This window comes from Klebsiella sp. PCX (assembly GCF_021869705.1).
Taxonomy (GTDB): Bacteria; Pseudomonadota; Gammaproteobacteria; order Enterobacterales; family Enterobacteriaceae; genus Klebsiella; species Klebsiella quasipneumoniae.
The window spans coordinates 2291682-2314213 of the sequence record NZ_CP091527.1; the positions used below are offsets into that span (position 1 = coordinate 2291682).

20 protein-coding genes are annotated in these 22532 nt (G+C 60.6%); 13 read left to right on the forward strand and 7 right to left on the reverse strand.

Features of this window, described 5'->3' with window-relative positions:
- The first annotated feature begins 5 nt into the window (after nt 1–5).
- The 10 genes from paaE to GQR96_RS10840 all read left to right on the forward strand — a co-directional run bounded on the left by paaE (nt 6) and on the right by GQR96_RS10840 (nt 9131).
- Nucleotides 6–1076: a 1,2-phenylacetyl-CoA epoxidase subunit PaaE gene (gene paaE / locus GQR96_RS10795; protein WP_004204038.1), complete on the forward strand. Its 1071-nt coding sequence runs from the start codon at nt 6–8 to the stop codon at nt 1074–1076.
- Complete coding sequence (gene paaF, locus GQR96_RS10800; RefSeq protein WP_069135599.1) at nt 1073–1840, forward strand: 2,3-dehydroadipyl-CoA hydratase PaaF; 768 nt, start codon at nt 1073–1075, stop codon at nt 1838–1840. The genes paaE and paaF overlap by 4 nt, the downstream gene beginning before the upstream one ends.
- Nucleotides 1841–1842: 2 nt before the next feature.
- Complete coding sequence (gene paaG / locus GQR96_RS10805; RefSeq protein ID WP_004204040.1) at nt 1843–2631, forward strand: 2-(1,2-epoxy-1,2-dihydrophenyl)acetyl-CoA isomerase PaaG; 789 nt, start codon at nt 1843–1845, stop codon at nt 2629–2631.
- Nucleotides 2632–4056 (forward strand): 3-hydroxyacyl-CoA dehydrogenase, encoded by a 1425-nt coding sequence (locus GQR96_RS10810; RefSeq protein ID WP_074384452.1) that lies wholly within the window; start codon nt 2632–2634, stop codon nt 4054–4056.
- The gene (paaI, locus tag GQR96_RS10815) at nt 4046–4468 is read left to right on the forward strand and encodes a hydroxyphenylacetyl-CoA thioesterase PaaI (protein ID WP_004204043.1); all 423 of its coding nucleotides are present in this window, start codon (nt 4046–4048) and stop codon (nt 4466–4468) included. The genes GQR96_RS10810 and paaI overlap by 11 nt, the downstream gene beginning before the upstream one ends.
- Nucleotides 4468–5673, forward strand: coding sequence for a 3-oxoadipyl-CoA thiolase (gene pcaF / locus GQR96_RS10820; protein ID WP_032455936.1), 1206 nt, complete (start codon nt 4468–4470; stop codon nt 5671–5673). The genes paaI and pcaF overlap by 1 nt, the downstream gene beginning before the upstream one ends.
- Nucleotides 5674–5699: 26 nt before the next feature.
- Nucleotides 5700–7016 (forward strand): phenylacetate--CoA ligase PaaK, encoded by a 1317-nt coding sequence (gene paaK / locus GQR96_RS10825; RefSeq protein ID WP_065802389.1) that lies wholly within the window; start codon nt 5700–5702, stop codon nt 7014–7016.
- Nucleotides 7017–7145: 129 nt separating this feature from the next.
- Entirely contained in the window at nt 7146–8072 is a 927-nt protein-coding gene (paaX, locus tag GQR96_RS10830) for a phenylacetic acid degradation operon negative regulatory protein PaaX (RefSeq protein WP_025999095.1), read from the forward strand.
- Between the two features lie 9 nt (nt 8073–8081).
- Nucleotides 8082–8678 carry a phenylacetic acid degradation protein PaaY gene (gene paaY / locus GQR96_RS10835; protein WP_004204049.1) on the forward strand — a complete coding sequence of 199 codons (597 nt, stop codon included), beginning with the start codon at nt 8082–8084 and terminating at the stop codon, nt 8676–8678.
- A gap of 9 nt (nt 8679–8687) precedes the next feature.
- The gene (locus GQR96_RS10840) at nt 8688–9131 is read left to right on the forward strand and encodes a GFA family protein (protein WP_025999094.1); all 444 of its coding nucleotides are present in this window, start codon (nt 8688–8690) and stop codon (nt 9129–9131) included.
- A gap of 3 nt (nt 9132–9134) precedes the next feature.
- Here the strand turns inward: GQR96_RS10840 and azoR are convergent, their stop codons facing one another.
- Nucleotides 9135–9740 (reverse strand): FMN-dependent NADH-azoreductase, encoded by a 606-nt coding sequence (gene azoR, locus GQR96_RS10845; RefSeq protein WP_002902889.1) that lies wholly within the window; start codon nt 9738–9740, stop codon nt 9135–9137.
- 203 nt (nt 9741–9943) lie between these two features.
- Between azoR and hrpA the strand changes: the two genes are divergently transcribed.
- Entirely contained in the window at nt 9944–13846 is a 3903-nt protein-coding gene (hrpA, locus tag GQR96_RS10850; protein ID WP_069734188.1) for an ATP-dependent RNA helicase HrpA, read from the forward strand.
- A gap of 254 nt (nt 13847–14100) precedes the next feature.
- On the forward strand, nt 14101–14877 hold the full coding sequence (locus tag GQR96_RS10855; protein ID WP_224052058.1) for a hypothetical protein: 777 nt from the start codon (nt 14101–14103) through the stop codon (nt 14875–14877).
- A 133-nt stretch (nt 14878–15010) separates the two neighbouring features.
- Here GQR96_RS10855 and GQR96_RS10860 read toward each other — a convergent pair whose 3' ends face one another.
- The 6 genes from GQR96_RS10860 to GQR96_RS10885 form a co-directional block, all read right to left on the reverse strand.
- On the reverse strand, nt 15011–15670 hold the full coding sequence (locus GQR96_RS10860; RefSeq protein WP_017898725.1) for an O-methyltransferase: 660 nt from the start codon (nt 15668–15670) through the stop codon (nt 15011–15013).
- Between the two features lie 106 nt (nt 15671–15776).
- Nucleotides 15777–17147 carry an efflux transporter outer membrane subunit gene (locus GQR96_RS10865; RefSeq protein ID WP_069734187.1) on the reverse strand — a complete coding sequence of 457 codons (1371 nt, stop codon included), beginning with the start codon at nt 17145–17147 and terminating at the stop codon, nt 15777–15779.
- Entirely contained in the window at nt 17144–18229 is a 1086-nt protein-coding gene (locus tag GQR96_RS10870; RefSeq protein WP_004204059.1) for an HlyD family secretion protein, read from the reverse strand. Before GQR96_RS10870 ends, GQR96_RS10865 begins: the two co-directional genes overlap by 4 nt.
- A gap of 28 nt (nt 18230–18257) precedes the next feature.
- Nucleotides 18258–19910, reverse strand: a complete 1653-nt coding sequence (locus GQR96_RS10875; RefSeq protein ID WP_069734186.1) for an efflux MFS transporter permease — start codon at nt 19908–19910, stop codon at nt 18258–18260.
- Nucleotides 19910–20341 (reverse strand): MarR family winged helix-turn-helix transcriptional regulator, encoded by a 432-nt coding sequence (locus GQR96_RS10880; protein ID WP_004204063.1) that lies wholly within the window; start codon nt 20339–20341, stop codon nt 19910–19912. The genes GQR96_RS10875 and GQR96_RS10880 overlap by 1 nt, the downstream gene beginning before the upstream one ends.
- Nucleotides 20342–20476: 135 nt before the next feature.
- Complete coding sequence (locus GQR96_RS10885; protein ID WP_017898723.1) at nt 20477–21391, reverse strand: LysR family transcriptional regulator; 915 nt, start codon at nt 21389–21391, stop codon at nt 20477–20479.
- Between the two features lie 100 nt (nt 21392–21491).
- Here GQR96_RS10885 and GQR96_RS10890 point away from each other — a divergent pair, with 100 nt between their 5' ends.
- A complete protein-coding gene (locus GQR96_RS10890) occupies nt 21492–22490 on the forward strand; it encodes an aldo/keto reductase (RefSeq protein WP_069135601.1) in 999 nt (332 codons plus the stop codon).
- The last annotated feature ends 42 nt before the right edge of the window (nt 22491–22532 follow it).

Consider the following 22532-nt stretch of genomic DNA (forward strand, 5'->3'; position numbering starts at 1 on the left):
TTGCCATGACGACGTTCCATTCGCTTAAGGTGGCGAGAGTCGAGCCGGAAACCCGCGATGCGGTGACCATCACTTTTGCGATCCCGCAAGCCCTGCAGGCGGAATACTGTTTTCGCCCGGGCCAGCATCTGACGCTAAAAGCCCGTCTGGGCGGTGAAGAGCTGCGCCGCTGTTACTCCATCTGCCGCAGCCGCACGCCGGGAGAGATCAGCGTCGCGATCAAAGCCATCGACGGCGGGCGCTTCTCGCGCTACGCCCAGCACGATATCCAGCAGGGGATGGAGCTGGAGGTGATGGTGCCGCAGGGGCATTTCGGCTATCAGCCTCAGGCCGAACGGCAGGGCGACTATCTGGCGATTGCCGCCGGCTCCGGGATCACGCCGATGATGGCGATCGTTAGCGCCACCCTGGCCACCGAGCCGTACAGTCGCTTCACGCTGATCTACGGTAACCGCAACAGCCACAGCATGATGTTCCGCCAGGCGCTAGCCGATTTAAAAGACCGCTATCCGCAGCGCCTGCAGGTGATACATCTGTTCAGCCAGGAGTCGATGGACAGCGATCTTTTACAGGGGCGCATTGACGGCGACAAACTGCGCCAGCTCGCTGACCATCTGCTGGATTTCAGCCGTTTCGACGAGGCCTTTATCTGCGGTCCGGCGACGATGATGGACGAGGCGGAAGCAACGTTACGTGAACTTGGCGTAGCGGAGAAATCGATTCATCTCGAACGCTTCAATACGCCGGGCGGCAGCGTTAAGCGCGCCGCCGGGGTGCAGGCGGAGGGACGCACGGTCACCATCCGCCAGGACGGGCGCGATCGGCTGATCGCCCTCAGCGCCGAAGACGACAGCATCCTGGATGCCGCATTGCGTCAGGGGGCAGACCTGCCGTTTGCCTGCAAGGGCGGGGTGTGCGCCACCTGTAAATGCAAAGTGCTGCGCGGCGAAGTGGCGATGGCCGCCAACTATAGCCTCGAAGCGGATGAGCTGGCGGCGGGTTATGTACTGAGCTGCCAGGCGCTGCCCACCAGCGGCGACGTAGTTGTCGACTTTGACGCGCGGGGGATGGCATGAGCGAGCTGCTGATCCACCGCCATGGCCGGGTGCTGCAGCTGACGCTCAACCGTCCGCAGGCCCGCAATGCACTGAACAATGCCTTATTAACCCAGATTGCCGAGGCGCTGGAGGTCGCGGCCGCTGATAACCGCGTCAGCGTCTGCGTCATCAGCGGTAACCCGCGCTTCTTTGCCGCCGGGGCCGACCTGAATGAGATGGCGGAGAAAGATCTCCCGGCGACCCTGGACGATATCCGCCCGCGGCTGTGGGCGCGTATCGATGCCTTCCCCAAACCGCTGATCGCCTCGGTCAACGGCTACGCCCTCGGCGCCGGCTGCGAGCTGGCCCTGCTGTGCGATCTGATTGTCGCCGGGGACAACGCCCGCTTTGGCCTGCCGGAAATTACCCTCGGCATAATGCCGGGCGCTGGCGGCACCCAGCGGCTGATCCGCAGCGTTGGCAAGGCGCTGGCCAGCCGGATGGTGCTGAGCGGCGAGAGTATTGACGCCCGTCAGGCGCAGCAGACCGGGCTGGTGAGCGATGTCCATCCGGCGGCGTTAACCGATGAGTATGCCCTGCAACTGGCGACCACCATCGCCCGCCATGCGCCGCTGGCGCTGCGGGCGGCGAAACAGTCGCTGCGCCTGTCGCAGGAAGTGAGCCTGCAGGCCGGTCTCCAGCAGGAGCGCCAGCTGTTCAGCCTGCTGAGCGCCACCGAAGACCGCCGCGAAGGCATCGACGCCTTCTTACAAAAACGTAACCCGGACTTTAAAGGACGCTAATCGTGGAAGCTTTCATTCTCAGCGCAGTGGAACAGGGCGTCATGACCATCACTCTCAATCGCCCGGACCGCCTCAACAGTTTTAACGATCGGATGCATCAGCAGCTGGCGGAATGTCTGAAGCAGGCCGAGCGCGACGACGGCGTGCGTTGCCTGCTGATCACCGGCGCCGGCCGCGGATTTTGCGCCGGCCAGGATCTGAATGACCGCAACGTCGACCCCAGTGGGCCGCCGCCGGATCTCGGCCTGTCGGTGGAACGCTTTTACAACCCGTTAGTGCGCCGTCTGGCGGCGCTGCCGAAACCGGTTATCTGCGCGGTCAACGGCGTAGCCGCTGGCGCAGGCGCCACCCTGGCGCTGGGCTGCGATATCGTGCTGGCCGCGCGTTCGGCCAAGTTTGTGATGGCGTTCAGCAAGCTCGGGCTGGTGCCGGACTGCGGCGGCAGCTGGTTCCTGCCGCGGGTGGCCGGCCGCGCGCGCGCGATGGGGCTGGCGCTGCTGGGCGACAGCCTCAGCGCGGAACAGGCCGCGCAGTGGGGGATTATCTGGCAACTGGTGGACGATGCCGAACTGGCGGATACCAGTCTGCAGCTGGCGCGCCATCTGGCGGCCCAGCCGACGTTTGGTCTTGGGCTGATTAAAAAGGCGCTGCTGGCGGCGGAAACCAACAGTCTCGACGCGCAGCTGGATCTGGAGCGCGATTATCAGCGCCTCGCCGGGCGCAGCGATGATTACCGCGAAGGGGTCAGCGCGTTTCTGGCCAAACGGCCACCACAGTTCAGCGGGAAATAGATGATGACGACATCCTTAGCCAACGTGGCGGTGATCGGCAGCGGCACCATGGGGGCCGGCATCGCCGAAGTGGCTGCTGCCGCAGGACATCCGGTGCGTATTTTTGATATTAACCCTAAGGCTGTAGGCCAGGCGATTGAGGGCATCGCCGGGCGTCTGGCGTCGCGCGTTGCGCGCGGCAAACTGGTCCCTGAGCAAGCCGACGCGCTGCTGGCGCGGCTGCATCCGGCCCACGATTTAGCCGCGCTGGCCGACGCAGATTTAGTGATCGAAGCGGCCTCTGAACGGCTGGAGGTGAAAGCGGCGCTGTTCGCGCAGCTGGCGGCGATCTGCTCGCCGTCAACATTGCTGACCAGCAACACCTCGTCGATTTCGATTACCGCCATCGCCGCCGGGGTCAAAAACCCGGAGCGGGTGGCCGGGCTGCACTTTTTTAATCCGGCGCCGGTGATGAAGCTGGTCGAGGTGGTGAGCGGCCTGGCGACGTCTGCGGAAGTGGTGGAGCAGTTGTGCCAGTGCGTGAGCGGCTGGGGGAAACGGCCGGTTCGCTGCCGCTCGACGCCCGGCTTTATCGTTAACCGCGTGGCGCGTCCGTTCTATGCTGAAGCCTGGCGGGCGCTGGAGGAGCAGGTGGCCGCCCCGGAAGTTATCGATGCCGCTTTGCGTGACGGCGGCGGCTTCCCTATGGGGCCCCTGGCGCTGACGGACCTGATTGGCCAGGACGTCAACTTCGCCGTGACCTGCTCGGTATTTAACGCCTTCTGGCAGGACCGGCGTTACCTGCCATCGCTCCTGCAGCAGGAGCTGGCGCTGGCCGGGCGATTGGGGAAAAAGAGCGGTCACGGCGTCTATCGCTGGCCTGCGGAGACGCAGCCGGAGGTGACGCTGCCGCCGGTCGCCACTGGCGCGCAATCCGTGATGACGGTAAGTGACAGTGTCACCGAGCTGGACGAGCTTCTGTTGCTGGAGACCGAAGGCGAAACCGCCCTGGCGCTGAGCGTTAAGCATCGCCGTCCGGTGGTGGTGTATGACCTGTGCGCCAGCGATACGGTGGTGCTGGCCGCCGCGGCGACCAACGCGCCAGCGGCGACGGACAAAGCGGTGCACTATTTCCAGCAGCAGGGCAAGAAAGTGCTGCGCATCGCCGATTATCCCGGCCTGCTGGTGTGGCGCACGGTGGCGATGCTGGTTAACGAAGCGCTGGACGCACTGCAGAAAGGGGTGGCCAGCGCGCAGGATATCGATACCGCCATGCGTCTTGGCGTCAACTACCCGCAGGGCCCGCTGGCGTGGGGGGAAAGCCTCGGCTGGCGCCGCGTGCTGCGCCTGCTGGAGAACCTGCATCACCATTATGGCGAGGAGCGCTATCGCCCCGGTTCCCTGTTGCGCCAGAAGGCGCTAATGGAGAAGCACCATGAGCAATGATCCGTGGCGCAACGCGCGCGTGATGTACGAAAAAGATACCTGCGCCAGAAAGATGGGGATCGAACTTATCGAAATGGACGATGGTTTTGCGCAGATGACCATGACCGTCTCGCCGGACATGCTTAACGGCCATCAAACCTGTCACGGCGGTCAGCTATTTACCCTTGCCGATACCGCTTTCGCCTACGCCTGTAACAGCCAGGGGCTGGCGGCGGTGGCGTCGGCGGCCAGCATTGATTTCCTTCGCCCGGCGTTTGCCGGGGACCGGCTGGTCGCCACCGCCCGAGTCAAACAGCAGGGCAAGCTGACCGGGGTCTACGACATTGAAATTGTTAATCAACAGCAAAAAATTGTGGCCCTGTTTCGCGGCAAATCGCACCGCATCGGCGGCACAATCACAGGAGAAGTCTAATGCGCGAGGCCTTTATTTGTGACGGGATCCGCACGCCGATTGGCCGCTACGGCGGCGCGCTGGCCAGCGTGCGCGCCGACGACCTGGCGGCGATCCCGCTGCGTGAGCTGCTGAGCCGTAACCCCAGGCTTGACCCGACCGCGATCGATGACGTGATTTACGGCTGCGCGAATCAGGCGGGTGAAGATAACCGCAATGTGGCGCATATGGCGACGCTGTTGGCAGGTTTCCCGCATACCGTACCGGGCACCACGATTAACCGTCTATGTGGGTCTGGTCTGGATGCGATCGGCTTTGCCGCCAGAGCGATCAAAGCCGGCGATGCCGATCTGCTGATTGCCGGCGGCGTAGAGTCGATGTCGCGCGCGCCGTTTGTGATGGGGAAGGCTAGCGCGCCGTATCAGCGTCAGGCGGAGCTGTTTGACACCACCATTGGCTGGCGTTTTGTGAACCCGCTCATGGCGCAACACTTCGGAACTGACAGCATGCCGGAAACGGCCGAGAATGTAGCTGAATTGTTAAATATTAGCCGCGCCGATCAGGATGCTTTCGCCTGGCGCAGCCAGCAGCGCACGGCGCAGGCCCAGCGCGATGGCATTCTGGCGCAGGAGATCGTGCCGGTGCAGATTGTCGGTCGGAAAGGGGCGGTCAGCGATGTGCGCGAGGACGAGCATCCGCGCCCGGAAACCACGCTTGAGCAGCTGGCGCAACTGAAAGCGCCGTTCCGTCAGGGCGGCGTCATTACCGCGGGCAATGCTTCCGGCGTCAACGATGGCGCCGCGGCGCTGATCGTCGCCAGCGAACAGCAGGCCGCTATCCAGGGGCTCACTCCGCGCGCGCGTATCGTGGCGATGGCGACGGCAGGGGTCGAACCGCGGCTGATGGGGCTGGGGCCGGTACCGGCGGTGCGTAAAGTGCTGGAGCGGGCGGGACTCAATATCCACGATATGGATCTGATTGAGCTGAATGAGGCCTTCGCCGCTCAGGCGCTGGGCGTGCTCAGACAGCTGGGCGTGCCGGACGATGCGGCGCATGTGAATCCCAACGGCGGCGCCATCGCGTTAGGCCATCCGCTGGGCATGAGCGGCGCGCGTCTGGCGCTGAGCGCCAGCCTTGAGCTGCAGCGCCGCGGCGGGCGCTATGCGTTGTGTACGATGTGTATTGGCGTGGGTCAGGGCATCGCCATGATCCTCGAGCGAGTGTGAGCTAATTTACCTGCGAGTACCCTACAATGATAACTACTACAAAATTAGATCCGATTGAAACCGCCTCGCGTGATGAGCTGCAGGCCCTGCAAACCCAACGGCTGAAGTGGACCCTGAATCATGCGTATAACAATGTGCCGATGTATCGTCGCAAATTCGACGCCGCCGGCGTGCACCCTGACGACTTTCGCGAACTGAGCGACCTGACCAAATTCCCGTGCACCACCAAACAGGATCTGCGCGACAACTATCCCTTCGATACCTTCGCGGTGCCGATGGAGCAGGTGGTGCGCATTCACGCCTCTTCCGGGACCACCGGCAAACCGACGGTGGTGGGCTACACGCAGAACGATATTGATAACTGGGCCAATATCGTCGCCCGTTCGCTGCGCGCCGCCGGCGGCACGGCGAAAGATAAAATTCACGTCGCCTACGGCTATGGCCTGTTCACCGGCGGCCTTGGCGCGCACTACGGCGCAGAACGCTTAGGCGCGACGGTGATCCCGATGTCCGGCGGACAGACCGAAAAACAGGCGCAGCTGATCCGTGATTTCAAGCCGGATATGATCATGGTGACGCCGTCCTACTGTCTGAATCTGATTGAAGAGCTGGAGCGCCAGATGGGCGGCGATGCCCGCGGCTGTTCATTACGCGTCGGCGTCTTTGGCGCCGAGCCGTGGACCCTGGCGATGCGCGCGGAGATCGAGCGCCGGCTGGGGATCACCGCTCTGGACATATACGGTCTGTCGGAGGTGATGGGGCCGGGGGTGGCGATGGAGTGTCTGGAGACTGTTGACGGCCCGACCATCTGGGAAGACCACTTCTTCCCGGAAATCGTTAACCCGGACGACGGCACGCCGCTGGTCGATGGCGAACACGGCGAACTGCTGTTCACCACGTTGACCAAAGAGGCGCTGCCGGTGATCCGCTATCGTACCCGCGATCTGACGCGCCTGCTGCCGGGCACCGCCCGCACTATGCGCCGTATGGACCGCATCAGCGGACGCAGCGACGATATGCTGATCATCCGCGGGGTTAACGTCTTCCCGTCGCAGCTGGAAGAGGAGATCCTTAAGTTTGAACATCTGGCGCCGCACTACCAGCTGGAGGTCAATCGCCGCGGCCATCTTGATTCGCTGGCGGTGCGCGTGGAGCTGAAAGAGAGCGGGCTGGCGCTGAGTCACGAGCAGCGCTGCCAGATTTGTCACCAGTTGCGCCACCGCATCAAGTCGATGGTCGGGATCTCCACCGATATCACTATCGTCAACTGCGGCAGCATTCCGCGCTCTGAAGGCAAAGCCTGTCGGGTATTTGATCTGCGTAAAGCGGTGGTCAGCGGTTAAACCTCTCCCCGGTGGCGCTGCGCTGACCGGGGCTACGCGGTTAGCCCGGCTGAGGCCTTTACGCCCTCAGCCGGGGGAATTCCTGTGCTATGATTCATAAAGGAAAAATATAACAACAGCATGAATCAGATGAGTAAACTCGACGCCTTTATTCAACAAGCCGTGACGGCGACGCCGATCAGCGGCACGTCATTGATCGCCTCGCTGTATGGCGACGCCTTATTACAACGCGGTGGGGAAGTGTGGCTGGGCAGCGTCGCGGCGCTGCTGGAAGGATTAGGCTTCGGCGAGCGCTTCGTCCGCACCGCGCTGTTTCGCCTCAATAAAGAAGAGTGGCTTGATGTCGTCCGTATCGGCCGCCGCAGCTTCTATCGTCTGAGCGACAAAGGGCTGCGCCTGACCCGTCGTGCGGAACATAAAATTTATCGGGCGAACGCCCCGGAATGGGATGGTACCTGGCTGCTGTTGCTCTCAGAAGGCCTGGAAAAAAATGTGCTGGCCGACGTCAAAAAGCAGCTGCTGTGGCAGGGATTTGGCGCGCTGGCGCCGAGCCTGTTAGCCTCGCCGTCGCAAAAGCTGGCGGATGTCCAGTCGCTGCTCCACGAAGCAGGCGTCGCCGAAAACGTCATCTGTTTTGAAGCCCACTCGCCGCTGGCGCTCTCCCGGGCGGCGCTGCGCAGCCGGGTAGAGGAGTGCTGGCATCTCACCGAACAAAACGAGATGTATGAATCGTTCATCTCGCTATTTCGGCCGATACTGCCGCTGCTCCGTGACTGCGACCCCGCGGAGTTAACGCCGGAGCGCAGCTTTCAGATCCAGCTCCTGCTGATTCATTTCTATCGCCGGGTGGTGCTCAAAGATCCGCTGCTGCCGGAAGAGCTGCTGCCGGCGCACTGGGCGGGGCAAACCGCCCGCCAGCTATGTATCAATATTTACCAACGGGTGAGTCCCGGCGCGCTGGCGTTCGTCAGCGAGAAAGGTGAAAGCTCGGTCGGCGAGCTTCCCGCGCCGGGCCCGCTCTATTATCAGCGCTTTGGCGGTTTGCCGGGCGCATAAGGAGGTTGCATGCCGATTTATCAGATTGATGGACTGACCCCGGTGGTGCCGGAGGAGAGTTACGTCCACCCGACCGCGGTGTTGATTGGCGACGTGATCCTCGGCAAAGGGGTCTATGTTGGGCCCAACGCCAGCCTGCGCGGCGATTTTGGCCGCATCGTGGTCAAAGACGGGGCCAATATACAGGACAACTGCGTGATGCACGGCTTCCCAGGCCAGGATACGGTGGTGGAAGAGGAGGGCCATATCGGCCACGGCGCTATTCTGCACGGCTGCGTAATTGGCCGCAACGCGCTGGTGGGCATGAGCGCGGTGATTATCGACGGGGCGACTATCGGCGAAAACAGCATTGTCGGCGCCTCGGCCTTCGTCAAAGCCAACGCCGAGATGCCCGCCAACCATCTGATTATCGGGAGCCCGGCAAAAGCGATTCGCGTCCTGAGCGAACAGGAGCTGGCGTGGAAAAAGCACGGTACCCGTGAATACCAGGTGCTGGTGGAACGCTGTAAGCAGACGCTCCACCAGGTTGAGCCATTACGGGAAGTGGAGGACGGGCGTAAGCGGCTGGAGTTTGATGAAAACCTGCGGCCAAAATCCTCCACCTGAGGGGTAAATATAATGGCAGAGAAATTATCCGCTCACTGTCACTGCGGTGCGGTGGCCTTTACCGTTGAGCTCAGCGACGGCTTCAACACCGTTCGGCGCTGTAACTGTTCATATTGTCGAATGCGTGGGGCGGTCGCGGTCTCTTCGCCGCGTTCAGGAATCGATGTGGTACGCGGCAGGGATAAGCTCACAGAGTATCGCTTTAATACAGGGGAAGCCGTGCACTTTTTCTGCTCGGTATGCGGGATCTACACCTTTCATCAACGGCGTTCAAACCCACAGCAGTATGGGGTGAATGTGGCCTGCATTGACGGCGTTTCACCTTTCGATTTTCCTTGCGTGGAAGTCAACGACGGCGTGAATCATCCAAAAGATGGCGGCGGAGGCGTGGTGGGGTATTTGCGCTACGAGAAAAAGCAAAAATCTCCTCCCGCAGGAAGCGAGAGGAGTTAACTATTAGGCTGCAACCACGCTGTCGATGGCCGCTTTCGCGTCAGACTGCGCTTTGGCCGCGACTTCCGGGCCGTAAGCGATACCTTCGGCGAACACGAAGTTCACGTCGGTGATGCCGATGAAGCCGAGGAAGGTGGACAGGTACGGGGTGACCAGGTCGGTCGGGGTATCTTTATGGATACCGCCGCGGCTGGTCACGACGACCGCGCGTTTACCGGTCACCAGACCTTCCGGCCCTTTTTCGGTGTAGCGGAAGGTAACGCCGGCGCGAGCCACCAGGTCGAAATAGTTTTTCAACTGCGTCGGGATGTTGAAGTTGTACATCGGCGCAGCGATAACAATCACATCGTTGCCTTTCAGTTCAGCGATCAGCTCGTCGGAAAGGGCCAGCGCTTCCTGCTGACGCGGAGTCAGCGGCGCGTCGCTCGGACGCAGGGCGCCAACCAGTTCACCATCCAGAACCGGGATCGGATTAGCGGCCAGGTCACGCACGGTGATCTCGTCGCCCGGGTGTTTTTCCTGCCATTGTTCAACAAAATAGTCGGAAAGCTGACCAGATTGTGAGTACCCTGCCAGAATACTGGATTTCAGAACTAATACTTTGCTCATGGGTGTTTCCTTTTTTAATGTGATTGACGGGTCAGTGCCCTGGTGCTTGATGACACTGTATTCACAATCGCGCCACAGAGATAGCGCAATATATCGAATCCTATGTTCAGATTTTTTGAACAAGGCATGAGTGACGCAGATGTGGTACTCTAAGGCAATACTTCAAAAGAGATTTTCCCGGCAGAGCTCTGCCCGATAACGCTATGACAGAACAACAAAAAATCACCTTCCCCCAGCTTTATCACCAGCTCGACGGCCTGATGCTGCGCGACAAAACGCGCTTTGCCCGCCGTCTGCACGGCGTGAAGAAGGTTAAAAATCCTGAATCGCAACAGGCCATCCTTCAGGAGATGGCGCAGGAGATAAGCCAGGCAGCCGGTAAAGTCCTGCTGCGCGAAGCGGCGCGTCCGGCCATCACCTATCCGGAAAATCTGCCGGTTAGCCAGAAAAAACAAGAAATTCTCGAGGCGGTACGCGATCACCAGGTGGTGATTGTCGCCGGGGAGACCGGTTCGGGTAAAACCACCCAGCTGCCAAAAATCTGCATGGAGCTGGGCCGCGGGCTGAAAGGGCTAATCGGCCATACCCAGCCGCGCCGTCTGGCCGCGCGAACCGTGGCCAACCGTATCGCCGAGGAGCTGCAAACGGAGCCGGGCGGCTGTATCGGCTATAAGGTCCGCTTTAGCGATCACGTCAGCGACAACACCATGGTCAAGCTGATGACCGACGGTATTCTGCTGGCGGAGATCCAGCAGGATCGCCTGCTGATGCAGTACGACACCATCATTATCGATGAAGCGCACGAGCGCAGCCTGAACATTGACTTCCTGCTCGGCTATCTGAAAGAGCTGCTGCCGCGCCGTCCTGACCTGAAAATCATCATCACCTCGGCGACCATCGACCCGGAACGTTTCTCAAAGCATTTCAATAATGCGCCGATTATCGAAGTCTCCGGGCGGACTTACCCGGTGGAAGTGCGCTATCGGCCGATAGTGGAAGAGGCGGACGATACCGAGCGCGATCAGCTGCAGGCGATCTTTGATGCCGTCGATGAGCTCGGGCGCGAAGGGCCCGGCGATATTCTGATCTTTATGAGCGGCGAGCGGGAGATTCGCGATACCGCCGATGCGCTGAATAAGCTGGATCTGCGCCATACCGAAGTGCTGCCGCTGTACGCTCGCTTGTCCAACAGCGAGCAGAACCGCGTCTTCCAGCCGCACAGTGGACGACGCATCGTGCTGGCGACCAACGTGGCGGAAACCTCGCTGACCGTACCGGGCATTAAGTACGTTATCGATCCCGGTACCGCGCGTATCAGCCGCTACAGCTACCGCACCAAGGTGCAGCGCCTGCCGATCGAGCCAGTTTCCCAGGCGTCCGCCAACCAGCGTAAAGGCCGCTGCGGTCGCGTCTCGGAAGGGATCTGTATTCGTCTTTATTCAGAAGACGATTTCCTGTCGCGACCGGAATTTACCGATCCGGAAATTCTGCGCACCAACCTGGCGTCGGTCATCCTGCAGATGACCGCCCTGGGCTTAGGCGATATCTCCGCCTTCCCGTTCGTTGAAGCGCCGGATAAGCGCAACATTCAGGACGGCGTGCGCCTGCTGGAAGAGCTGGGCGCCATCACCACCGATGAGCAGGCCACCGCCTACAAGCTGACCCCGATGGGCCGTCAGCTTAGCCAGTTGCCGGTAGACCCGCGTCTGGCGCGGATGGTGCTGGAGGCGCAGAAGCACGGCTGCGTGCGAGAAGCGATGATCATCACCTCCGCGCTGTCGATTCAGGATCCGCGCGAGCGGCCGATGGACAAACAGCAGGCCTCTGACGAAAAACACCGCCGCTTTCACGATAAAGAGTCTGACTTCCTTGCCTTTGTGAACCTGTGGAACTATCTCGGCGAACAGCAGAAAGCCCTGTCGTCGAATCAGTTCCGCCGTCAGTGCCGGGTCGATTTTCTGAACTATCTGCGCGTGCGCGAGTGGCAGGATATCTATACCCAGCTGCGCCAGGTGGTGAAGGAGCTTGGCCTGCCGATCAACAGCGAGCCAGCGGAATATCGCGAGATCCATACCGCGCTGCTGACCGGTCTGCTGTCGCACATCGGCATGAAGGATGCCGATAAACAGGAGTTTACCGGGGCGCGCAACGCCCGCTTTTCCATTTTCCCGGGGTCCGGTCTGTTTAAAAAGCCGCCGAAGTGGACGATGGTGGCGGAACTGGTGGAGACCAGCCGGCTGTGGGGCCGCATTGCCGCCCGCATTGAGCCGGAGTGGGTGGAGCCGGTAGCACAGCACCTGATCAAACGCTCATATAGCGAGCCGCACTGGGAGCGGGCGCAGGGCGCGGTGATGGCGACGGAAAAGGTCACCGTCTACGGCCTGCCGATCGTGGGCGCGCGTAAGGTCAACTACAGCCAGATCGATCCGGCGCTGTGCCGCGAGCTGTTTATCCGCCACGCGCTGGTGGAGGGCGACTGGCAAACGCGCCACGCCTTCTTCCGGGAGAACCTGAAGCTGCGGGCGGAAATCGAAGAGCTGGAGCATAAGTCGCGCCGCCGCGACATTCTGGTGGACGACGAGACCCTGTTCGAATTCTACGACCAGCGCATCAGCCACGACGTCATCTCCGCCCGCCACTTCGACAGCTGGTGGAAGCAGGCCAGCAAAGAGACGCCGGATCTGCTCAACTTTGAGAAGAGCATGCTGATTAAGGAAGGGGCGGAGCAGGTTAGCAAGCTGGACTATCCGAACTTCTGGCATCAGGGCAACCTTAAGCTGCGGCTTAGCTATCAGTTTGAGCCGGGCGCCGACGCCGACGGCGTGACGGTGCATATTCCGCTGCCGCTGCTGAACCAGGTGGAGGAGGCCGGGTTTGAATGGCAGATCCCCGGCCTGCGTCGCGAGCTGATTATCGCGCTGATAAAATCGCTGCCGAAGCCGGTGCGGCGCAATTTTGTCCCGGCTCCCAACTATGCGGAAGCGTTTCTTGGCCGGGCGACGCCGCTTGAGCTGCCGTTGCTCGATTCCCTGGAGCGCGAGCTGCGTAAGATGACCGGCGTGACCATCGACCGCGAAGCCTGGCAGTGGGATCAGGTGCCCGATCACCTGAAAATCACTTTCCGGGTGGTGGATGATAAAAACAAGAAGCTGCAGGAAGGGCGCTCGCTGCAGGCGCTGAAAGAGGCGCTGAAGGGCAAAGTTCAGGAGACGCTGTCGGCGGTCGCTGATGATGGCATCGAGCAGAGCGGGCTGCATATCTGGAGCTTTGGCACCCTGGCGGAAAGCTATGAACAGAAGCGCGGCAACTATAAGGTGAAAGCCTGGCCGGCGCTGGTGGACGAGCGCGACAGCGTGGCCATCAAGCTGTTTGATAATCCACAGGAACAGCAGCAGGCCATGTGGCGCGGTCTGCGTCGCCTGCTGCTGCTTAACATTCCGTCGCCGATTAAGTATCTGCACGAGAAACTGCCGAACAAAGCCAAGCTCGGGCTCTATTTCAACCCGTACGGCAAAGTGCTGGATCTGATTGACGACTGTATCTCCTGCGGCGTTGATAAGCTTATCGACGAGGCGGGCGGTCCGGTATGGACGGAAGAGGGCTTCAACCAGCTGCACGATAAAGTTCGCGCCGAGCTCAACGAGACGGTGGTAGAGATCGCCAAACAGGTCGAGCAGATCCTCACTGCGGTGTTCAATATCAACAAACGGCTGAAAGGCCGGGTGGATATGACCATGGCGCTGGGGCTGTCGGACATCAAAGCGCAGATGGCGGGGCTGGTTTACCGCGGCTTTGTCACCAGCAACGGCTTCCGTCGTCTTGGCGATACGCTGCGCTACCTGCAGGCGATTGAAAAGCGCCTGGAGAAGATGGCTATCGATCCGCACCGCGACCGCGCGCAGATGCTGAAAATTGAGAGCGTGCAGCAGGCGTGGCAGCAGTGGCTGAATAAGCTACCGCCGAACCGCCGTGAGGACGACGATGTCCGGGAGATCCGCTGGATGATCGAGGAGCTGCGGGTGAGCTTCTTCGCCCAGCAGCTGGGGACCCCGTACCCCATCTCGGACAAGCGTGTCCTGCAGGCGATGGAGCAGGTGACGCCGTAATCCCACCCTTTTCCCTGCCCGGCGGCGCAGTGCTTGCCGGGCAGGGGAAACCCGGGAGCGGTCGCGAAGCCGTACGCCGTACCCGGTTATCTCCCCGCCCTGATGCTTCCCCGCCGAATGAAAAATGAACGGAATCTGAAAATCGACCTGCCGGCTTGGGTCATCGGCCGTCTTCGCGTATTTTTAGCCTTGTTTCGCAGGAAAACCAGAACACGGAGTCTATTTTTACCCTTCTTGATATGGACAAATTCCTCATGCTGGCGCTGGCTATCCTTGTGATGCCCGCGTGTAAACCCTTCGTTGACGCTTCCTCCTGCGATGAAACACAGCGGGCGATCAACGATGCGAACTTTTTTATTTTGACCTCCCTTCCGCCGCTGAACGGCGAAGTGCAGAGCGTGCAAATCGTCGGCAGCCAGAATAACGAATATGGCGCCCTTCGTTTCGCGCGATGCCGCCGGCTGGCAAGCTATGAGCGGGCAAAAACCCTTAACACAGCACATGGCTCAACGATCGTCAGAGATAATGTTCGCTGGCGAAATGATAAAGGATGGATGCGGGAATATATCCGGCAGACCCGGAGCGCGACGGGAAATATCAGCAAGATGGTGATGCGCGAACAGTTTTATACCGATTCTCTCGGGCGGATTGTGCGCGCCGAAAATGTGTCCGCGACGCAGCAACCGCCCAAAGTCCTGCATACGACCACCTATCAGTATGACGACCGGCACCGCCTGGTCCGTAAAACGGTCAACGGCGGTATGATGGTCATGCTTGCTGTCGATTACCGCTATACGGATGGGCGCCTTAGCCGCATGGCTGACTCGGACTCCACCTCGACGCTGCGTTGGGATGAAAAAGGGCGCTGGATATCCCGGGAAACGACCTCAACGTATAATGGACCACGCCAGGCCCGTTGTTTAGGGTGGGATCCCGAGGGGAACTGTACTGCGGAGTATGGCGAGCAGCCTGCTGCAGGGGCAATGAAAGATCAGTCTCTGCACTACCAGTATACCTATTATCCTCGATGATCCTCCGCGGCAGAAAGCCCCGCGGGCCCGGCAGCATAGGTTCATGCAGGCTGGTGCTGCCGGGCAGGAGAGCGGGGTTTCTCCCTCTCTCTGGGGGAGAGGGCCGGGGTGAGGGCATCAGGCCGCCCGGATCTCAGCCATTCACCAGCGCCAGCGTAAAGCCATCCCATCCCTTAATGCCCACCGTCTGCAGCGCGGTGGCGGTGAGCCGCGGGTTATCGCCGATCATCTCGATAAACCGACGCACGCCCTGCACACGCGCGTCATCGCTTTGCCCATTAATCACCTCGCCATCGCGCACCACGTTATCGCCCACGATCAGCGTCCCGGGGCGGGAATAGTGCAGCGCCCACTCCAGATAGTGAGGATTATTAGGTTTATCGGCATCAATAAAGATCAGGTCGAATGGCGGCGTGTTCGCCAAATTTTCCAGCGTGTTCAGCGCGGGTCCTTCAATAAGCTCAATGCGCTCGTTTAGCCCGGCGAGGCGGATATTCTGGCGCGCCACCCCCGCATGCGTCGGGTCGGCCTCGAGGGTAATCAGCTTTCCGTCGGCGGGCAGCGCACGCGCCATCCAGATGGCGCTATAGGCGCCGAGCGTGCCAATTTCAAGGATCCGCCGCGCCTGGGTCATGCGCACCAACAGCGCCAGAAATTGCCCCTGATTGGCCGCAACATCATGTTCAGGTAGCCCGGCGCGTTTGTTGTTTTCCAGAACCTGTCTCAGCACGTCATCATCAGGAATAAGCGAAGAAATCATGTAATTATCGACAGCAGACCACTGTTGTTGCATAGATTAACTCCCTGGTGGTAGTAGTGGCCGGGTGGCGCAACGCTATCCCGGCCTGAATACTGGCTTCCGCGCTCTGGACGGTGGCGGACCGACGCGAGCAGGCTTTTCACGCGTTCATCCAGCCGCCTCCCAGCGCCCGGTACAGATCGATCTGCGCCAGCAGCAGGTTATTCTTCACCTGGACCACGCTAAGCTGGGTGGAGAACAGCGTTCGCTGGGCATCAAGCACATCCAGATACGAAGAGTAGCCGTTACGGTAGCGATTCTGCGCAATGCGCAATGTTTCCTCCGCTACCGCCACCTGTCCCTGCAGCTCGGTCAACTGTTCGCCATAGCGGCTAATGGCGTCAAGGCTGTCATTGACCTCTTTGAACGCGCCGCGCACCGTTTTCTCATAGCTGTACAGCGCCTGGTTGCGCTGGGCCATGGAGACATCCACCTGGGCGTTTAACGCCTGGCGGTTAAGCAGCGGCGCCAGGATGCTACCGCCAATGCTCCACAGTCGCAGCGGATCGTCGAGCAGATCCGGCAGCGTCCGGTCCTGCAGGCTGCCGGTGGCGGTCAGGTTGATAGACGGCAGCAGCTGCGCCTGCGACGAGGCCAGGGTGGCATCGGCGGCTACCAGCTGACGCTGGGCCTGTACGATATCCGGGCGGCGGTTGAGTAGGGTGGACGGCAACTGCGAGGGCAGACGCAGCGGGGTGAGCCCGGCGAATTCGCCACGTTTGACCGCGCCGGGGTTATCCCCCAGCAGCACGCTGAGGGCGTTTTCCTGCTGCGCAATCTGGTGCTGCAGCGGCGGGATCTGCGCCCGCGTTGAGCGCAGCTCCGAATCCGCCTGCATCAGCTCAAGGCGCGAGGTATACCCGGTTTCAAACTGACGTTTGGCCAGCCGCCAGGCGTCTTCCCGTGATTGGAGCGTCTGCTGCGTGACCCGCAGCTGCTCATCCAGCGACAGCAGCGTCACGTAGCCCACGGCCACCGAGGCGGCGACGCTCAAATTGGCCGCGGCGGCAGCGGCTTTCTGCGCCTCGAGGCTGGCCCCGGCGGCGCTGGCCGCGCTGCGGTTCGCGCCCCAGATATCGACATCATAGCTGGCGGTCAGGCCGCCTTTGTACAGCGTGCTGTGGATCGGCAGGCCGGTGGCGGCGGACTGCGCGCGGGCGCGGGTGCCGGTCAGGCTGGCATCCAGCGAGGGAAAAAGGCTGCTGTCGGCGGCATACGCCCGCGCCTGATACTCATTGACCCGCTCGCGGGCGATCAGCACATCGCTGTTATAGCGCAGCGCCCGGTCGACATACTGATTCAGCGCACTGTCATGAAAATTGCGCCACCATACGCCTTCCACCGGGCTGGCAGGGCCAACGTCGGCCCGCCAGGCGGCAGGGATGGTCAGGGTCGGCTGCGCGCGCTGGACATCGGCGAACTGACAGCCGACCAGCGCCAGGACGATGACAAGGGTGACCGGGCGGATCATGGCTGCTTCTCCGCGCGGGTATCAATGGTCACCTGCACCGACATGCCGGGGCGCAGGCGCTCGCTGTTGCGTTGCCCCTCGTTAACCGTGATGCGCACCGGGATGCGCTGGGCGATCTTGACGAAGTTGCCGGTAGCGTTGTCCGGCGAAATAGCGCTGAACTCCACCCCGGTCGCCGGGGAGATACTCTGCACCTTGCCGTGGAAGGTCTCGCCGTTGAGCGCGTCAACGGTGAAGGTAACCGGCTGGCCGATACGCACATCGGCCAGCTGGGTCTCTTTCAGGTTGGCGATCACCCAGTGCTGCGGCGGGACCAGCGAAGTCAGATGGGTTCCGGCGCTGACGTAAGCGCCAAGACGCACCGAAATCTGCCCCAGCTGGCCGCCGGTGGGGGCGATGATCTGCGTATTTTGCAGGTCAATCTGCGCCAGTTCGAGGGCGGCTTTGGCGCTGGCCACGTCGGCCTCCAGCGAATCGCGATTGACGATGGTCGATTCGAGATCCTGGCGCGACATCTCCAGCGCCGCTTTCGCCTGTTCAATATCCGCTGCCCCCTGGGCGGCGCTGGCGCGGGCGGAATCACGCTCGCGGATCGACAGCGAGCCATCGGCGGTCAGTTCCTGCACCCTTTTTAAATCGGCCTGGATTTTCAGATTCTGCGCGCGGGCGTTTTGCAGCGCGGCTTCGTTTTTGGCGATCGTCGCCTCGGCGCTTTTGCGCTGCTGCAGGTTGTTGCGCAGCGCCGCCTCCTTCATCGCCAGGGTGGCCTGGGCCTGGTGCACCCGCTGCTTATAGATGCGATCGTCTATCTGGAACAGTACCTCGCCCGGCTGAACGATGGCGAAATCCTTGACGTTGACGGCAGTGATGTAGCCGTTGACCTGTGGGCTGATAAAGGTGGTCTGCCCGCGCACGTAGGCGTTGTCGGTAAACTGGCTATGCCGGGTGAACGGCGGTAGCTGCCAGGCATAGAGGATCACCAGTACGCCGACGAGGCCTATCGCCGCGGCGGTAAAAATGGAGACCACGCGAATGTTGTTTCGGGTATTGGCCTGTTGTTTGGCCGCATCCTGCTGACTCATAACGACTCCAGAGATGAAATGATGATAATTATTTGCTGCCAGTGGCGCGTTTTAAAGCGATACGGGCGGTCAGTCGTAAGCGAATTAAGCGCCAGAAAACCCACACTAACGTCCCGCCGGAGATCGCCGCCGTCAGCAGATAGGTATCATTCCAGGCGAGAATATTGGCCTGCAGCGTCGCGGCGTTTTGCAGGAGCGTCGTGGCCTGGACGTTAAGCAGCGTGCTGTCGCCGATCTGGCTCTGGTACATCTGGCTGTACTGCTGCAGACGCTCGACGATCAGCGGGTTGAGGGTGGTGATCTGATCCGCCAGCTGACTGGAGTGAAATTTCTCCCGCCAGGTCTGGAAAGTACCGAGGATCGCCGATCCCAGCAGGCCGCCAATGTTCTGGCTCATGCCGAACAGCACCGAGAAGCTGACCAGGTTGCGCGGATCGGCGAATACCCCGCCAATACCGGCGAGCATCGCCGGCGCCAGAAAGAAGGCGCTGCCGAAGCCAAGCAAAAACTGGCTGAACATCAGTTGTTCCGGGCGGGTGAGGGCGTTGGACTGACTGTCGAGCAGCGAGGCCACCATGATCAGCGCCAGGGCGGTGGCGGTCGGCCAGTAGAGCTTCTGCGGGTTAAGCGTCAGGCAGCTGGCAATGATCCCGCACAGAATGCCGGCGAAAATTGACCACGCAAGGTTGGTCATCTGTTCGTTTTGCAGGCCAACGTACTGCAGCCAGCCGATCACCCCGGTATTCTGCTCCGCCAGCACGATGCGGATCAGCAGCATAATCAGACCGAGGCGCAGGATACTGCCGCTGGAGAGCCATTTGGTATTGAGCAGGGGATTGCTGCGGTTATGCTCGAAGGCGATGGCAGCGACGATCAGCACCACCGCCGCCGCCAGCGACCAGCCGATCCACGGCGCTTCGAACCACCACTCGAGCCGCCCCAGCGACAGCACCGCGCACACCAGCGCCATGCCGGGGGCCAGCAGGAAGAAGGTGATAAAATCCTTCTTCTCGAACACCTTTTTACGATCGCTCGGCGGCAGCTTCAGCGCGATGACGCAGGCCAGCGACACCAGCGCCAGCCCCAGTTCAAAGAAGTAGAGCCCGCGCCATTCGTCGGTCTGCAGCAGCTCGGTGGAAAAGAGGCGCGCCAGCGGAATGGCCAGCGACGAGCCAGTGATACCGATGGTCAGCCCTTTAAGGCGGTGGCGTGCGGGCCAGGCCTGCACCTGATAGTAGATCCCCAGCGAGCTGAGCGCCGCGGCCACCATGCCGTGGGCGGCGCGGACCATCATCGCCGAGCTGAGATCGTTGACGAACAGGTGGAAGAAGGTGACCAGCACATAGAGCACCAGAAAGCCTTCGGTAAAGGCGCGCAGCCCGAACTGTTGACGAAATTTCACCAGCAGCAGGTTGATGGAGACGTTGGTCATGACATACACCGCCGGCAGCCAGGCGATCTCCGTCGACCAGGCGGCGAAGGTGCCCTGCAGCAGCTGCAGATTGGCGGTGACTACCGCGTTGCCCAGCGCGCCGGTGAGGCACACCAGCAGCCCGACCACCCCGTAGGCCAGGCGCTTCGCCGGGCTGTGCAGCGGCGTCGATGGCGAGCCGAGCAGGGCCGGTTTTTCATGCGGCGCCCAGTCATGGGGGGCGTAAGGGTTACTCTGACGACGGGGCATTATTTCTTCTCCACTTCGCGCAACAGCTTTTCCAGCACCCGCTGAGTTTGTTCCCGCTCCTGCGGAGTAATCGCCGTCAGGATCTCTTCACGCAGATCGTCCGCCACCGTTTTGACCTGCTCGAAGAGGGCCTGCCCCTGGTCGGTGACCACCAGCAGCCGCTTGCGTTTATCGCGGTCGGTGGTGACGCGCTCCACCAGGCCGAGGGTCACCAGGCGGTTGATCAGCGGCACAATGGTCGCGCTCTCCACTCCCAGCTCCTGCGCCAGTTCGCTTTGCGACAGCGGCTGGTGATGGCGGGCGATAGCGGCGACCGCTACCCAGCTGGCCTGGCTGAGGCCGAGGTTTTTCAGCCGACGATTAACCGCCAGCCGCCAGTGATGGGCGGTCAGATATAAAAGATGGGAGAAGTTTAGCTGTCGATGGTCCATAGGTCGTCTGCCAAAATCGTTAGAGCTCTAACGAGTTTATGCCTGACGACCGACGAAATTCAAGGGAAAGGATAAATAAGGGTTAACGGTGTGTGCGTTTATTGTAGCGAACAGGAGGATACCCCCTCAGGCCATTTACTCATGGAGGATGCTCTTATTCTGCGCCATCACCCAGGTGATAAAAGCGCGCAGGGGCGCGGGAATATGTTTGCGACTCGGATAGTAGACGCAGAAATGATCCGCCGGGTAGCGGTAGCTGGGCAATAAGCGGATCAGGCTGCCGGCGTTCAGTTGCGCGGAGACCAGCGACTGATAGACAAAGGCGATCCCCAGTCCGCTCTCCGCCGCCTGGATCATCGCCGTATCGGAATCGACGACCAGATCGCCTTTGACTGCGACTTCGCCTGGCTCGCCGTCGGGGCTGATAAACTCCCACCGGTACTTTTCGCCGCTGGGAAAACATCGGTTGATGCAGCGAAAATTGATCAGCGACTGCGGGGTGTCGGGCGCTCCGGCCTGGCGGAGATAGTCCGGGCTGGCTACCGGGATCAGCGACAGTTTCTCGCCAAAGGGGATGGCAATCATATCTTTGGGCACATCCCGGGAATAACGAATGCCAGCGTCAAAACCGGACTCGATAATATTCACTTTCCGATCGGTGGTAAACAGCTCCAGCGTCACGTCTGGATAGGCGGTTTTAAAAGCAATAAAATAGCGCTGAAAGAAAAGGTCGAGAACAATGCGCGGTAAATTGACTTTCACCACCCCTTCCGGGGTCAGACGGTGATAATTCAGACTGTCGACTACCCGGCGATAATCATTCACCACCGGCGTCATATTATTAAGAAATTCCTCACCCACGGCGGTTAAAGACAAACTGCGCGTCGAGCGATTGAGCAGGCGCACGCCTAATTTTTCTTCCAGATGATTAATAGCGCTGGTGAGGGCCGGCGGTGAAAGATTTAATGCTCTGGCAGCTTGTCGAAAACTACCATGTTTCACTATGAGTATTAATATTTCAATTTGTTGCAAATCAGGCAACGTTTTCATTGTTAATTTCCAGCTAACACCGCGTTCGGAATAGATTAATTGTTATCAATGTAAAAGGGAAGTATATATTTAATAACATTCAGCACGTAAGGAAAATAAGGTGAAAACACGTTATCTCGGAAAAGAGAAGTTCCAGGTTTCCGCATTGGGTCTCGGGTGTATGGGAATGAGTTTTGCCTATGGCGGCGCTGAGGAGTCGCAGGCGATAAATACCATCCATGCCGCAGTGGACATGGGCGTGACCTTCCTCGATTCCGCCGAAGTGTATGGGCCTTTTGACAATGAAGTCCTTGTCGGGAAAGCGATTAAAGGCATTCGCGATAAGGTGCAGATTGCCACCAAATTTGGCTTTCGTATTCTGCCGACCGGCCAGGGGCTGGAGCGGATGGCCGGCGTCGACAGCCGTCCGGAACATATTCGCGAGGCGGTGGAAGGGTCGCTGAAGCGGCTGAATATCGAGACCATCGATCTGCTCTATCAGCACCGCGTCGATCCCGCGGTGCCGGTGGAAGAGGTGGTGGGAACCATGGCCGACCTGGTTAAAGAGGGTAAAATTCGCCACATCGGGCTGTCGGAAGTGTCAGCCCAGACGCTGCGCCGGGCCTGCAAGGTGCATCCGATTACCGCGGTGCAGACGGAATACTCGCTGTGGACCCGTGAGCCGGAAGACGGCATCCTCAAGGCCTGCCGCGAGCTGGGGGTGGGCTTTGTCCCTTACAGCCCGCTGGGGCGCGGCTTCCTGACGGGCAAAATCACCGACCCCAGCCTCTTCGCTGCCGATGATTTTCGTCGCAATCTGCCGCGTTTCCAGGCCGAAACCATGCGCAAAAACCAGCAGTTGCTCGACCGTCTGCAGGAGGTCGCCGGCCGCTACGATGCCACCCTGGCGCAGATGGCTCTCGCCTGGGTGATGAGCAAAGGCGAAGATATCGTGCCGATCCCCGGGGCACGAAAAATCAATCACCTGCGCGATAATGCCGCTGCGGCCGATATTATGCTCTCGCCTGAAGATATTCACACCATCGATCATATTTTCGCTGCCGAAAACGTCGCCGGCTTACGCTATAACCAGGGCGACTTTAATTTAATCGATAAATAATCTCCTGAATACGTTCCTCCCGCCGTTCTGGCGGGAGATAAG